Source organism: Paracoccus benzoatiresistens (assembly GCF_026913015.1).
GTDB lineage: Bacteria > Pseudomonadota > Alphaproteobacteria > Rhodobacterales > Rhodobacteraceae > Paracoccus > Paracoccus benzoatiresistens.
Genome location: NZ_JAPTYD010000002.1, coordinates 212,622 through 226,330, shown reverse-complemented (window position 1 = coordinate 226,330; position 13,709 = coordinate 212,622). Strand labels below are relative to the sequence as shown.

The 13,709-nt window shown below is 68.8% G+C and carries 13 protein-coding genes and 1 tRNA gene; 6 read left to right on the top strand and 8 right to left on the bottom strand.

Going from position 1 to position 13,709, the window contains the following annotated elements; genetic code table 11:
* Positions 1-2: 2 nt before the first annotated feature.
* Together exbB and OU682_RS03140 are read right to left on the bottom strand one after the other, a co-directional pair.
* Entirely contained in the window at positions 3-974 is a 972-nt protein-coding gene (exbB, locus tag OU682_RS03145) for a tonB-system energizer ExbB (protein ID WP_268940603.1), read from the bottom strand.
* Positions 975-1,123: 149 nt separating this feature from the next.
* A complete protein-coding gene (locus OU682_RS03140; RefSeq protein WP_268940602.1) occupies positions 1,124-2,152 on the bottom strand; it encodes a siderophore-interacting protein in 1,029 nt (342 codons plus the stop codon).
* Positions 2,153-2,254: 102 nt separating this feature from the next.
* Here OU682_RS03140 and mobA point away from each other — a divergent pair, with 102 nt between their 5' ends.
* Positions 2,255-2,872, top strand: a complete 618-nt coding sequence (gene mobA, locus OU682_RS03135) for a molybdenum cofactor guanylyltransferase MobA (RefSeq protein ID WP_268940601.1) — start codon at positions 2,255-2,257, stop codon at positions 2,870-2,872.
* A gap of 31 nt (positions 2,873-2,903) precedes the next feature.
* Positions 2,904-3,617, top strand: a complete 714-nt coding sequence (locus tag OU682_RS03130; protein WP_268940600.1) for a TspO/MBR family protein — start codon at positions 2,904-2,906, stop codon at positions 3,615-3,617.
* Here OU682_RS03130 and OU682_RS03125 read toward each other — a convergent pair.
* The gene (locus OU682_RS03125; protein WP_268940599.1) at positions 3,578-4,966 is read right to left on the bottom strand and encodes a cryptochrome/photolyase family protein; all 1,389 of its coding nucleotides are present in this window, start codon (positions 4,964-4,966) and stop codon (positions 3,578-3,580) included. The two genes, OU682_RS03130 and OU682_RS03125, sit on opposite strands and share 40 nt — an antisense overlap.
* A 119-nt stretch (positions 4,967-5,085) precedes the next feature.
* On the opposite strand from OU682_RS03125, the gene cobA reads away from it, so the two are divergent.
* Both cobA and OU682_RS03115 read left to right on the top strand, forming a co-directional pair.
* Positions 5,086-5,826: a uroporphyrinogen-III C-methyltransferase gene (gene cobA / locus OU682_RS03120; RefSeq protein WP_268940598.1), complete on the top strand. Its 741-nt coding sequence runs from the start codon at positions 5,086-5,088 to the stop codon at positions 5,824-5,826.
* A 112-nt stretch (positions 5,827-5,938) separates the two neighbouring features.
* Positions 5,939-9,313, top strand: a complete 3,375-nt coding sequence (locus tag OU682_RS03115; RefSeq protein ID WP_268940597.1) for a M10 family metallopeptidase C-terminal domain-containing protein — start codon at positions 5,939-5,941, stop codon at positions 9,311-9,313.
* A 4-nt stretch (positions 9,314-9,317) separates the two neighbouring features.
* Here OU682_RS03115 and queG read toward each other — a convergent pair whose 3' ends face one another.
* The 4 genes from queG to OU682_RS03095 all read right to left on the bottom strand — a co-directional run bounded on the left by queG (position 9,318) and on the right by OU682_RS03095 (position 12,444).
* Positions 9,318-10,340: a tRNA epoxyqueuosine(34) reductase QueG gene (gene queG / locus OU682_RS03110; protein WP_268940596.1), complete on the bottom strand. Its 1,023-nt coding sequence runs from the start codon at positions 10,338-10,340 to the stop codon at positions 9,318-9,320.
* Between the two features lie 49 nt (positions 10,341-10,389).
* Positions 10,390-11,076 (bottom strand): FtsZ-binding protein FzlA, encoded by a 687-nt coding sequence (fzlA, locus tag OU682_RS03105; protein ID WP_268940595.1) that lies wholly within the window; start codon positions 11,074-11,076, stop codon positions 10,390-10,392.
* Positions 11,077-11,137: 61 nt separating this feature from the next.
* The gene (mtgA, locus tag OU682_RS03100) at positions 11,138-11,863 is read right to left on the bottom strand and encodes a monofunctional biosynthetic peptidoglycan transglycosylase (protein ID WP_268940594.1); all 726 of its coding nucleotides are present in this window, start codon (positions 11,861-11,863) and stop codon (positions 11,138-11,140) included.
* Between the two features lie 32 nt (positions 11,864-11,895).
* Entirely contained in the window at positions 11,896-12,444 is a 549-nt protein-coding gene (locus OU682_RS03095; protein ID WP_268940593.1) for a DUF1269 domain-containing protein, read from the bottom strand.
* Positions 12,445-12,590: 146 nt separating this feature from the next.
* Here OU682_RS03095 and OU682_RS03090 point away from each other — a divergent pair, with 146 nt between their 5' ends.
* Together OU682_RS03090 and OU682_RS03085 are read left to right on the top strand one after the other, a co-directional pair.
* Complete coding sequence (locus OU682_RS03090; RefSeq protein ID WP_268940592.1) at positions 12,591-12,899, top strand: hypothetical protein; 309 nt, start codon at positions 12,591-12,593, stop codon at positions 12,897-12,899.
* An 88-nt stretch (positions 12,900-12,987) separates the two neighbouring features.
* Positions 12,988-13,437: a DoxX family protein gene (locus tag OU682_RS03085; protein ID WP_268940591.1), complete on the top strand. Its 450-nt coding sequence runs from the start codon at positions 12,988-12,990 to the stop codon at positions 13,435-13,437.
* Between the two features lie 111 nt (positions 13,438-13,548).
* On the opposite strand, the gene OU682_RS03080 is transcribed toward OU682_RS03085, so the two are convergent.
* Positions 13,549-13,633, bottom strand: a tRNA-Leu gene (locus OU682_RS03080).
* Between the last annotated feature and the right edge of the window lie 76 nt (positions 13,634-13,709).

The following is a 13,709-nucleotide window of genomic DNA, read 5'->3' as shown; positions in this document are numbered from 1 at the left end:
GCTCAGGCCCCCGGCCTGGCGGTCACGCCGCGGAAATCCAGGTCGCGGCTGACCAGCTGGCGCACGCCCGCCGCCGCATTGGCAAGGCGCAGGCGATAGCCGGTGATGCCGCGGGCGAAGACGTTGTAGATCACCACGGCGGGGATGGCGGCGACCAGGCCGATGGCGGTGGCCAGCAGCGCCTCGGCGATGCCCGGCGCCACGACGGCCAGGTTGGTGGTCTGCGATTCCGAGATGCCGATGAAGCTGTTCATGATCCCCCAGACGGTGCCGAACAGGCCCACAAAGGGCGCGGTGGACCCGATGGTGGCCAGGACGCCCGTGCCCCGGCCCATGCGGCGGCCCGCCACGGCCTCGATCCGGTCCAGCTGCGAATCCACGCGCTCCTTGACGCCGCCATCGCCCGCCACGTCCAGGGCGGGCCGGGACCGGCGGTATTCCTCGGCGGCCTGGCGGATCATCCGCGACACCGGGTCGCGCCGCCCGTTGCTGGATGCGACGGCGGCATCCAGGCTGTCCGCGCTCTGGATGCGGCGGATGCCGCCCTGTGCGGCGGCGCTTGCTCCCCACAGCTCCAGCGCCTTCACGACCAGCACCGTCCAGGTGATGACCGAGGCGAAGGCCAGCCCGATCATCACCGCCTTGACCACGATGTCGGCCGCCCAGAACATGCCCATGGGCGACAGGTCGTGGGGCAGGTTCGGGTCGTGCGCGGGCGGCGTCAGGATCGGCGCAAGCGCGTCCTGCACGGATTGCGGCAGGAATTCGGCGACAGGTGCGGGGGCGGGTTCGGGCGTTGCGGCGGCAGGATTCGGGACAGCCTGCGCAGGGGCCGCAGGAGCCTGAGGCTGGGTCTGGGCCGGCGGGGTCGCCGTATCCGGCGCGGTTTCCTGCGCATGGCCGACCGGGGCCAGCAGGCAGGCAAGCGTGACGGCAACACTCGCGCTCAGGCGCGGCAGCGGCAGGTTGGTCATGGCGTTCCTTGCTTCTTGATCCGCGACAGGCGGGCGGTTCGCAACGGGGCCGGGAATCTGAAGAAGGCGATACCCGGACCCGCAAGTTTGCGTCGGGTATTCAGCAGCCATGTAAAATTGTCAACTATTCAGATAGCTCTGTGCGGCCTTCAAGCGCTCCAATAGGCTGCCAGATGGGCGCGGGACTTGCCGATGCCCAGATCCTCGACGATCGCGGCTTTCAGGGATGCCAGTCGCCTGCGTTCGGTGGCCAGCCAGATTCGATCGGCCCCGGTGCCGTCACGGCGCAGGCGGTGGGCCAGCGCGGCCTCGCCGCCCGGGGCGTGAAGGACGCGGATCCCCGGATGAGGGGGCAGCGGATAATCCGCCCGCGCGCCGAACAGATGGCATTCCCCGGTCGTGCCGGGGCTGGCGGCTTCCAGCATGCGGGCCAGGGCGGGATAGGCCGTTTCGTCCCCGCCGATCAGCAGGCTTGCCCCTTGCACCACGCCACCGCCGCCCGGTCCGGTCAGCCCGACGGGCGTGCCGGGCACTGCCGCGCGGGCAAAGTCGCAGGCCCGGCCGCCATCATGGATGAAGATGTCGGTTTCCAGCCAGCCTGCCGCCGGGTCGATATGGCACACCGTATAGGCGGGGCGGTGCAGGGCCGCGGCGCCCTTGGGCCAGAGGGTCTGGCCGTCCTCGCCGATCACGGGCCAGGCGGGCTTCGTCACGCCCTGAGGCTGCAGGATCAGGCGAAAATGGATCAGCTCGCGCGCGAAACGGCCGAGGTCGCCGCCTTCCAGCCGCAGCCGCAGGAAATCCGTGCCGACCTGCGTGACCCCCGCCACGCGGGCCAGGCTGAAATTCGGCGGATAGGCCCCCGGTCGGTCCAGGGATGACCACGTGATCCGCTGGTCCGGCAGATGCTGCCCGAGGTGAAGGGTGACGGCCTCCAGAAGACTGTGAAGCCGGTCGCGCGCATGGGCGCGAACGTAAAGGATGCTGCCCGTGGGTCCGATCCTGGCGCCGAATTCGTCGCCGCCCGGCAGCTTGCACCAGGTGGACCGGCCATGCCCGTCATGCAGGTCCAGCCCGCGTTCGGCAGCCTCGGCCCGGATCAGGGCGTCGATGGCGGCGAAGGACAGATCGGGAAGGCTGGCCTGGATCTGGTAGGGGGGCAGGGGGTCGTGTCGCATGGCATCTCTCCGGGCGGACAGGACGGTCAACCCTGCCGCCGGCTGTTCTTGTAAGTCACGACTGCCCTTGCCGCCAGAGCCTGCCTGCGCCACAACCGCCCCATGACCCTTCCCCCCGCCATCATCCTTGCCGGAGGCCGCGCGACCCGCATGGGCGGGGGCGACAAATGCCTGCTGGATCTGGATGGCCGCCCGATGCTGGCCGGGATCATCGCGCGCCTGTCGCCGCAATGCGCGCCGCTGGCCCTGAACGCGAACGGCGATCCGGGCCGCTTCGCGGGTTTCGGCCTGCCCGTGCTGCCCGACAGCCTGCCGGATTTTCCGGGACCGCTGGCGGGCATCCTGGCGGGGATGGACTGGGCGGCCTCGCTGGGCGCAGGCGCGGTCATCAGCGTGGCGGGCGATACGCCGTTCTTTCCGCGCGACCTGGCGGAACGCCTTGGCGCGCAGGGCGGCGGCATCGTGCTGGCCGCCAGCCGCGACGGCGGCGGCCGGGTGACCGACCACCCCACCTTCGGGCAATGGCCGGTGGCGCTGCGGGACGAGTTGCGCGCCTTCCTGGTGTCGGGCCAGCGGCGGGTGCGGGGCTTTGCCATGGCCCATTCGGCAACCCTGGCAGTGTGGGACACGGGGGCGGTCGATCCCTTCTTCAACATCAACACCCCCGGGGATCTGGAACGGGCGCGCGGTCTCGGAACGGCTGGCGGGCCGTCGCGTTAAGACGGCAACCCTGGTCAAGATCGCAGGTCTCATGCACCGTCTTCTGCCCGTCCTTGTTCTTCTGGCGGCCCTTGCCTTTGCCGTCTCGCCCCTGCTGTCGAACGGCTTTGGCGGCTATCGGCCCGATCAGTTCCCCATCCCGCAGACCGATCCGCCGATCCAACCCGCCGGCTGGGCCTTCTCGATCTGGGGGCTGATCTTTGCCTGGCTGGTCGCGGGATCGGGCTTTGGCGCCTGGAAGCGGGCCGGGGATCCCGACTGGCAGCCGATGCGGCCCGCGTTGCTGGTCAGCCTCGTCCTTGGCGCCTTCTGGATCGAGACGGCGCATCGGACCCCCATCGGGGCGACGGTTCTGATCGTGGCGATGCTGGTGCCCGCCGTGGCGGCCTTCCTGCGCGCGGGGCGGCGCGATCCGGTCTGGCAGGTGCGGCCCGTGGCGCTTTATGCCGGTTGGCTGACAGCGGCGACGGGGGCGTCCTTCGGCATGGTGCTGGGAGGTCACGGCATCCTGTCCGAACAGGCGGCGGCGATCCTGTGCCTGCTGGGGGTGACGGCCGTGGCCGTGCTGGTCCAAAGCCGCAGGCCCGCGGAATGGGCCTATCCCGCAGGGGTCGTCTGGGCCCTGGTGGGTATCTTCGCCGCGAACCTGTCCCCCGTGAACCCGCCGGTCCTGGCCTTGTCCGGCCTGGCCGCCCTGCTTCTGGCCTATCGCGCCGCGGCCTCCTTGCGGGCGAACCCGCGATAGGCGGCCAGCGCGCGCTGCCGGCCCCGATCCAGATCGACCAGAACCGCCGGGCGGTCTTTTGGATCGAAGCTCCAGGACCGGGGCGCGGCCCGGGCAAAGTCCCTGGCCCCCTCCTCCTTCAGCCAATGGTCGCGATAAAGGCGTCTGGGGTCGAACTTGCTGCCTTGGGTTTCGGGATTGAACACCCGGAAGAAGGGCGAGGCGTCCGGCCCGCAGCCTGCCACCCATTGCCAGTTCATCGCATTGCTGGCCGCGTCCCAATCGGTCAGGCAGCGCGCGAACCGGTCGAGGCCGACCCGCCAGTCGATCATCAGGTGCTTGACCAGGAAGCTGGCCGTGATCATCCGCACGCGGTTGTGCATCCGCCCGGTCGCGAACATCTCCCGCATGCCGGCATCCACCATGGAGATGCCCGTGCGGCCCCTGCGCCAGGCCTCGGCATCCGCATTGTCGCCTTGCCATGAAAAATCATTCCATTCCTTGCGCCAGCAGGCCCGGTCCATGCCGGGCGCTTCATGGAACAGATCGCGCGCGAACTCTCGCCAGGCCAGTTCCCGCAGGAAATCCTCCAGCCCGCCCCGCCCGTGGTCCTGGGCGTTCATGGCCCGGTGCCAGATGCGCCGGGCGCTGATCTCTCCGACGGCAAGGGCGTCCGACAGCCCGGACGTGGCATCGCCAAGGGCGGGGCGGTCGCGGTCCTCGGCATAGCGTGCGGTGATGCGCTCCAGAAAGGCGTCCAGCCGGTCATGGGCTGCGGCTTCCCCGGCCTGGACATGGCGGGCGACCACCGGCCAGCCCCGGTTCATCGCCGCCCGGGCCTCGGGCCAGTCAGGCGCGTCGCTGGCAGGCCAGGTGGTGGGCAGGGACAGGCGCGGCATGGGCAGCGGTGCGGCGATATCCGTCTGGCGCAGGGCGCGCCAGAAGGGGGTGAAGACCTTGAAGCGTGTGCCGCCCTTGGTCAGCACGCTGCCGCGCGGCACCAGATCGGCCAGGGGATGCAGGTGCAGCCTTGCGCCCGCGCTTTCGACCGCGGCCCGCAGACCGTGGTCGCCGGCAAAGGGCAAGCCTTCGCTGCCATGGACGGCCACGGCGCCGGTTTCGTGGATCATCTGCGCCAGAACGGTCGCGGGATCGCCGCGCCGGACGATCAGGCGGCTGCCTTGGGCCTGCAACCCGTCCGCCAGCCCCTGCAGCGCCATGGCCTGCCGCTGGGCCGAGGCGGGATGCGCGCGGGCCTCGGCAGGGTCCAGGATCACCAGGGGAATCACCGGCCCGTCCTTGGCGGCGGCAACCAGGGCGGGGTGGTCGTCCAGCCGAAGCACCCTTCGGAACCAGCAGATGACGGTCATTGCACAGCTTTCGTTCAGTGGTCGGATCCCGCCGCGCCGGGCGGAAAGTTTGCGGGCCGCGCCATTGTCTGGCGCGATGCGGATGATATAGCTGAAATCCCTGCCCGAAAGCTGCCCCCTTGTCCGATCCTGCCACCCCGACCGGTTTTGTCTCGCTTGTCTCGGCCGGGCCGGGTGACCCCGAATTGCTGACGCTGAAGGCCGTGGACCGCCTGGCCCGGGCCGATGTGGTGCTTTACGACGATCTCGCATCGGGCCCGGTGCTGGATCATGCTGGTGCCCAGGCCGAACTGATCGCGGTCGGCAAGCGCGCGGGCCGCCCCTCGGCCCGGCAAGAGCATGTGAACGCGCTGCTGGTCGAACATGCCCTGGCCGGGCGGCGCGTGGTGCGGCTGAAATCGGGCGATGCAGGCTTCTTCGGCCGGCTGGAGGAGGAACTGCTGGCGCTTGTCGCTGCCGGCATTCCCTTCGAGATCGTGCCGGGCGTCACCTCGGCCAGTGCGGCGGCGGCGGCGGCGGGGATCCCGCTGACCCGGCGGCTGACCGCGCGGCGGGTGCAGTTCATCACCGGTGCCGATGTGACGGGCCGGCTGCCGGACGACATCCACTGGGCCGCCATTGCCGATCCGGCGGTCACCACGGTCGTCTTCATGGGCCAGCGCAGCTTTCCCGAACTGGCGGCGGGGCTTCGCGCCCACGGCATGCCGGGCGACACGCCCGCGCTGTTCGCCGAATCCGTGGGCCACCCCCACCAGCGGCTGATCCGCACCACCATCGACGATCTGGCGCAGATGCTGCAGAAATCCGACGTGGTGCAGCCCGGCCTGATCATCTATGGCCCGCTGGCCTTCGACATCTAAAGATTTCGTTAAATTCCAGATAGAAGCCGGTTGTCCGGAAGGCGCGTCTTAGGGTTCTGTTAAGCATCGGCCCCGGTGGCCTTGCAGCTGAAACGCGCATTCAACGGACAAGATGATCTCCTATCGTCACGTGGCCACCTATGGGGCCGCGCAAACCCGATGGTTGTCTGGCGTTGCGGACCTTGCCACGGCAGAGGTCGGCGGAAGCTGGATGCTGTTCGCCGTCAACGCGCGGGGCGGGGTCAGCAGCTATCGCATCAGCGATCCCCTGGCCCCCCTGGCCCAGGTCAGCGGCCAGGCCTTTCCGGCGAACCTTTCCTATCACGCTTCCCCCTCGCTGACGGTGCTGGACATGCAGTCCGGCACCCGCCTGCTGGTCGAGGGGATGTCGGGTGCGGGCGTGGCGGGGCTGTCGGTGGACGGCGCGGGCGGGCTTGGCGGCATCGCACAGCTGTTTCCCGCCCCCGTGGTCGGCGCCCACCTTTCGGCCAGCGGCGAGATGATCAGCACGCAAGGCCGGTTCCTGTTCTCGGCCAGCCAGGATTCGCTGGTGCTGAAGGTCCACAGGATCGGCAGCGACGGCAGCCTTGCGCCCGTCTCCTCCGTCAGTCTGCCGATGCCAAAGGGCGTGGCCGAGGCGTCGCTGGACAAGATCATCGCCATGACCGTCGATGGCCAGCGGCTGCTGGTCGCCATCTCGGGCCTGGGCAATTTCGTCTCGACCCATGCGATCGGGGCGGATGGCGTGCTGGGGCCGGGGGCGATGCATGTCGCGGCCCAGGGGACGGGCTATTACATCCCCTCGGACATCGCGGCCCTCCAGTTCGGGGGGCGCAGCTTCGTGGTGCTGGCGGGCGCGACCTCGTCGTCCTTGTCGGTGTTCCGGGTGGACAAGGCTGGCACGCTGACGGCGACCGACCATGTGGTGGATGAACTGACCACGCGCTTCCAGTCGGTGACGGCGCTGGCGACGGCGGTGGTGGACGGTCGCGGCTATGTGATCGCGGGCGGGGCCGATGGCGGGATCAGCCTCTTTACCCTGCTGCCCGACGGCAGGCTGCTGCATCTGGAGACCATCCTCGATACCGCCGACACGACATTGGCCAAGGTCAGCGCCATCGAGGCGCAGGTGATCGACGGCAGGATCCTGCTGCTTGTCACCTCGGACGGGGAAACGGGGGTGACGCAGCTGGTGATCGACCCCGGCGCGATCGGCACGACCGGCTTCGCCGGGGCTGGGGCTGTCACCGGATCGGCGGGTGACGACCTGCTGGTCGCGGCTGCCGCCACGACCGCCCTTCAGGGCGGTGCGGGCGACGATATCCTGGTAACGGCTGCCGCCAACATCAGGCTGACCGGCGGTGCGGGGTCGGATGTCTTCGCCCTCACCCGCTTTGACGGCCGCGTGGTGATCACCGATTACGAGCCGGGCCTGGACCGGCTGGATCTGTCGATGCTGGGCATGATCCGAAGCACCTGGCAGCTCAGCTTTGCGCCGCAATCCTGGGGGATGCGGATCGTTTATGGCAATTCGGTCCTGGAAATCCGGACCGCATCGGGCAAGGGCCTGGTGCCCACGGATTTCGGCAATGCCATGTTTCCGATCGGGCATTACTGGCTGCCCGAACTGGATCCCGTGACGGTGGATCCTTCGGACCAGCCCACCACGGTCGGCAAATGGGTCTTCGGCTCTGATGCCGCCGATCGGCTGCTGGGCGCAGGTGGCCCCGACGCGATCCACGGGGGGGCGGGCAACGATACCGTTTCGGCAGGCGCGGGGGCCGATACCGTGCATGGCCAGGCGGGCCACGACCTGCTGCGCGGCGCCGCCGGCAACGATCACCTGCTGGGCCAGGGCGGCAACGATACCCTGTTCGGGGACGAGGGGAACGACAGCCTGCAGGCCCATGACGGCAACGATCTTCTGCATGGGGGCCTTGCCGGTGACACGCTGCGCGGGGGCAGCGGCAACGACCTCCTTTATGGCGGGGCGGGGGCGGACCGCCTGTATGGAGAGGCCGGGAACGACGCCCTCTCGGGCGAGGATGACAACGACTACCTCGAGGATCTGTCGGGTGACAACGTCCTGCAGGGCGGCCGGGGAAACGACACGCTGGTCGCGGGCGCGGGCATGGACCGCCTGTGGGGAAATGATGGCAACGACCTGCTGCGCGGGAACGGGGGCAACGATCTGCTGAACGGCCTGTCAGGCAATGACATCCTGCGCGGGGGCCTGGGCAACGACCGGCTGCTGGGCGAGGGGGACGCCGATCAGCTTTTTGGCGAGGCGGGCCACGATCTGGTGGATGGCGGGCCGGGAAATGACCGGATGCATGGCGGTGCCGGAAACGACCGCCTGAATGGCGGTCTGGGACAGGACACCCTGCAGGGGCAGGATGGCCAGGACGCGCTGACCGATCTTCTGGGCAACAACCGCCTGTATGGCGAGGCGGGTAATGACACCTTGCGCGCAGGCGCGGGGATCGACTGGCTGATCGGCGGAACGGGCAACGACAGCCTGCTTGGCGGGGCAGGCAATGACCGCCTGTCTGGCGATGCAGGAAACGACCGCCTGAACGGCGAGGCTGGCCATGACGACCTGCGCGATCTGTCGGGCGACAACCTGCTTCTCGGGGGCCTGGGCAACGATACGCTGCTGGCTGGTCCGGGACGCGACACGCTGGGGGGCGGGCTTGGCGATGACGCCTTGCGGGCAGGGTCGGGCAACGACCGGCTGAACGGAGACGGCGGGAGCGACACCCTGTTCGGTGACGCCGGGAATGATGTCCTGCAGGATCTGTTGGGCAACAACATCCTGTGGGGTGGGGCGGGCAACGACACGCTGACCGCCGGGTCGGGCAACGACCGGCTGAACGGGGATGCCGGCAACGACGCGCTGCGCGGCGGCTTGGGCCAGGATGCCCTGCGCGGGGGCCTGGGCGACGATCGCCTGTGGGGCCAGCTTGGCGCCGATACGCTGTGGGGGGATGCCGGCAACGACATGCTCTGGGGCGATGGGGGCAACGATGTCCTGCTTGGCGGGCTTGGCAATGACGCGCTCCAGGGCGGGGCAGGGCTCGACCGGCTGACGGGCGATGGCGGGAACGACCTCCTGTCGGGCGGGGACGGCCGGGACACGCTGGCGGGCGGCGCGGGCAGGGATACGCTGGTCGGCGGGACCGGGGCCGACCTGCTGACGGGCGGGACCGAGGCCGATGTCTTCCGCTTCCTGTCTCGCGCCGACAGCCCCCAAAGCCTGGCCGACGTGATCCCCGATTTCACCGCCGGGATCGACGACCTGGACCTGAGCGCCCTGAGGCTTGGCTTTGTCGACGATGCCGCCTTCAGCGCCGCCCGTCAGCTCCGCTGGCAACATGTCGGCAATGAAACGCGCGTCATGGCGGATCTGGACGGCGACGGGCAGGCCGATTTCCTTTTGCGGCTTCTGGGCCGCATCGACCTCGACCGCGATGACTTCCTGCTGTGATGCCTCAGGCCCGCGACAAGCGCCCCAGGGCCCAGCGGGCCGCATCCGCCACGGCCGGATCGGCGTCGCCCGCAAGATCGCGCGCCACCCCGGCCAAGTCCTCCCGCCCGGAATTGCCGATGGCATAAAGCACGTTGCGCACGAAGCGGTCGCGGCCGATGCGCTTGATCGGGCTGCCCGAGAAGCGTTCCCGGAAACCTGCGTCGTCCAGCAGGGCAAGCTCCGCCAGGGGCGGCGAATCGACGATGCCGCGATAACGCATCTCGGACCCGGTTTGCGCGAACTTGTTCCAGGGGCAGACCGCAAGACAGTCGTCGCAGCCATAGATGCGGTTGCCCATCAAGGGGCGCAGTTCGGGATCGACCGGGCCCTTGTGCTCGATCGTTAGGTAGGAAATGCAGCGCCGGGCATCCAGCTGGAAGGGCGCGGGAAAGGCGCCGGTCGGACAGGCGTCCAGGCAGGCGCGGCAGGACCCGCAATGGGAACGCTCGGGCGGGTCCGGGGGCAGGGGAACGGTCGTGAAGATCGAGCCCAGGAAGAACCAGCTTCCCAGCTCGCGCGACAGAAGGTTGGTGTGCTTGCCCTGCCAGCCCATGCCCGCCGCCTGCGCCAGCGGCTTTTCCATCACCGGAGCGGTATCGACGAAGACCTTGATCTCCTCGCCCGGCGCCTGCTCCAGCAGCCAGCGGCCAAGCCGCTTCAGCCGCTTCTTGACCAGGTCGTGGTAGTCGCGCCCTTGGGCATAGACGCTGATCGCCGCCCGGTCAGGCTGGTCCAGCACCGCTAGGGGATCGTGTTCGGGCGTGTAAAGCTCGGCCAGCACGATCACCGACCGGGCCTCGGGCCAGAGGGCCGTGGGATCGCCGCGCCAATGGGTCCGCTCGGCCATCCACTGCATCTGCCCGTGCCGACCGGCTTCCAGGAACTGCTGCAGGCGTTCCGCGATCTCGGGCACCGCGCCGGGCGTCGTGACCCGCATCCGCGAAAAGCCGACCGACTCGGCCTCGGCGGCCAGACGCTCTTTCACTTTGGCCCAAATATCCTCTGGGGGTCCGGGGGGCGAAGCGCCCCCGGGCTTATCCGAAATCAAGCTCGGCATAATGGGGGGCCGGGTGGATGCCCGGCACCTGGTCGGCCAGGATCGACCGGAAGGCCGGGCGCGACTTGATCGTCGCATACCAGTCGCGCAGGATGTCCGACCGGTCCCAGTCCACGTCCGAGATGTAATCCAGGCAGGAAAAATGCGCCGCCGCCGTGAAATCAGCCAGCGACAGGCTGTTGCCCGCCAGCCAGCGGCGGGTTTCCAGCAGCGTGGTCAGATAGTCGATATGGTCCTTGATCGCGCGCAGCCCGTCCTTGACCACGCGGCTGTCGGGATAGCCCTGGCGGGTGATCTTCTTCCAGACCCGCTCGGTCAGGATGGGGACGGTGACCTCGGTGTTGAACTTGTCGTCGAACCAGGCGCAAAGGCGGCGCACCTCGTGGCGTTCCAAGGGCGTGGTGGGCATCAGCGCGGGCGAGGGAATGGCCTCGTCCAGGTATTCGACGATTGCCTGGCTTTCGGCCAGCATGTTGCCGCGATGGCGCAGGACAGGCAGCTTTCCGGCCGGGTTGCGGCGCTTCAGGTCGGGCGGGCTTTCCCAATACCGTTCCTCGACCAGCTCGACCTCGATCTTCTTTTCGCCCAGCACCAGCCGCACCTTGCGGCAGAAAGGCGACAGGGCCGAATGGTAAAGCCGGGTGGTCTGGGTGTTGCTGTTCATCGCCTGCTTCTGGACCTTCTTGTCACGACGGCATCCTTGATAAGCCTGCAACCCCCGCTATTCAACCGGCGCGGGGGGTCTGGAAGCAGTCGGCGCGCCCATCCCGCTCAATGGTAGCGGCGCCGTCGGCAATTGCCCGCGACCGGCCTGAGGCGCGGGGGCTGCGCGTCTTGGGTGCGGGCAGGACGGCGGCCAGCCGCGCGGCCTGAACGGGCGTCAGCCTGTCGGGCGTCGTGCCGTAATATTCGCGCGCGGCAGCCTCGATCCCGAAGATCCCCGGCCCGAACTCGGCGACGTTCAGATAGACTTCCAGGATGCGCCGCTTGGACCAGAAGGCCTCGATCATCGGCGTGAAGGCGGTTTCCAGAACCTTGCGCGTCCAGCTGCGCCCCTGCCACAGGAACACGTTCTTGGCGGTCTGCTGGGTCAGGGTCGATGCCCCCCGCGACGACCCCGAGGCCACGACCCTGCGGATTTCCACCATGTCGAAGCCCCAGTGCAGGCAGAAATTCGCATCCTCGGCCGCGACGACCGACCGGCGCATGGCGGGGGCGATGTCCTCGATATCGACCCAGTGGCGCGGGGCGGTGGCTTCCGCCACGATGGTCCAGGTGGTGGGCGGGTTGATCAGGGCATAGAACATGACCAGCCCGACCATCAGCGCCAGGAAGCGCAGCGCCAGCCAGCGCGCCCAGATCCGCAGGCGGCGCAGCGGCCGCCGGCGGATGGCTGGCGCGGGCGCCTCGGGTCCGGCGTCCGGGGGGCTGAACAAAAGGCGAAAGACCATGGGCCGCGTGTCTCACGCGGCCCCGCCTTGCGTCAAGCGCCCGTGATGGGCGTCGCGGGAGGCGTGGCGGGCGGAACCCGCGGCACCAGGCTGCCGCCCGACAGGGCGTCCCGCAGCCGGTCCTCGTCTTCCTGCGACAGCGAGGTTTGCAGGACACGGCCACGGTGGTGGAAGGATTGCAGCCGGTCCAGCACCTTGTCCGCCGTCATCTTGCGCACCAGCACGAAGACCGCCGATCCGCCGGGCGCCAGGGCGCGGGCCGTGCCGCGCATGAAGTCGTCGTTGATGCCCACGTCGGTCAACCGGCCCGCAAGGGCGCCCGAGGCCGCGCCGACCGCCGCCCCCAGCAGCGGGTTCAGGAAGATGAGCCCGATGAACGTGCCCCAGAAGCCGCCGCCAAGCGCGCCTGCGGCGGTCAGGTTCACCGCCTGGTGCAGCTTGATGTCGTCCTCGGAAGGGCGGGTGACGACCACCGCATCCTCCATCTCGATCAGGTAATCCTGCTGCATCTTCACCAGTTCGGCCCGCAGTTCGAACCCGGTGGCCTCGTCGTCGAATGCGATCACGATCAGTTCAGACATGATGTTCTCCTTTCAAGGCTGTGCCCTTCAAACGGCAAGGGCAGGGTCCGCTTTCGCGCTTGTGATGGCAAGGGGCGGAAAAGGCTTGAAAGGCGGCGGCGGGCTGCGCCATACCCTGGCCATCCGCAACGATCCGGCCGCCCGGGATGAGATTTATTGCCACATTCATGCTGATGGTATCGCTTCTGGCGATGTCCGTCACCGTGGCAGGCGCGGATATCACGCGGCCCCCCTGCAGTTCGCAGATCCGCGCCGATGACATGTGCTATGCCGCGGGCCTGCCCGGAGCCGGGGCCGAGGCGGCCAAGAAGCAGGGGATCTGCTTCGTCTGTCTGGTGCCTGCCGAAGGCGCCGACGGTCCCGTGCAGCCGGGTTCGGAGGTCCGCGCGCCATTCGGCGCGGTCGTCCTGGCCGGTGCCCGCTGGACGATCCCCTGGCGGCCGCCGCGCGCCTGATCTCTCGATTCGCAATTTCCCGCGCCCCTCAGGGGCAAAGAACCGTATCCTTGCGCCGCATCCCGGCCGCAAGCTGCTGGAGATCATCATGAGCGACTACAACACCACCCACACCCCCTATGTCATTCCGAAACTGCAAGGGCTTTACGCCACGCTGGCGCCGCTGACGGTGCTTTACATGCGCGTCATCGCCGGCGCCGCCTTCATGGTCCATGGCTGGCCCAAGATCCTTGATCCGATGGCCCGCATCGGCATGGTCGAGGGCCTGGGCTTCCATCCCGGCTGGTTCTGGGCGCCGCTGCTGGCCGCGACCGAGTTCTTTGGCGGCCTGATGCTGGTCCTGGGCCTGCTGACGCGCCCGGCGGCCTTTGCCTGCTCGATCGTGCTCTGCGTCACCACCTGGTTCCACTGGGTCGTGCAGGCCGAAGGCTTCGGCGGGGCCGAGACCTCGCTGCTGTGGCTGTCGATCACGCTGTATTTCGTGGCCCATGGCGGCGGCCGGTTCTCGGTGGACCGCGCCATCGGCAGGCAGTTCTGAAACAGGCGGGGCGGGCGTCGGTCCCGCCCCCCATGTCGCCCCATGCCGGCCCGGCACCTGCCAGGAAAAGAAAAAGCCCCCGGAAAACCGAAGTTTTCCGGGGGCTTTTTATGGTGCCCAGAAGAGGACTCGAACCTCCACGCCTTGCGGCACACGGACCTGAACCGTGCGCGTCTACCAATTCCGCCATCTGGGCCAACTGGTGTGAGGCGGGTCTCTAAAGGCAGTCGCGGGGGGCGTCAATGGGGTTCCCGCAGAAATCTTGCGAAAAT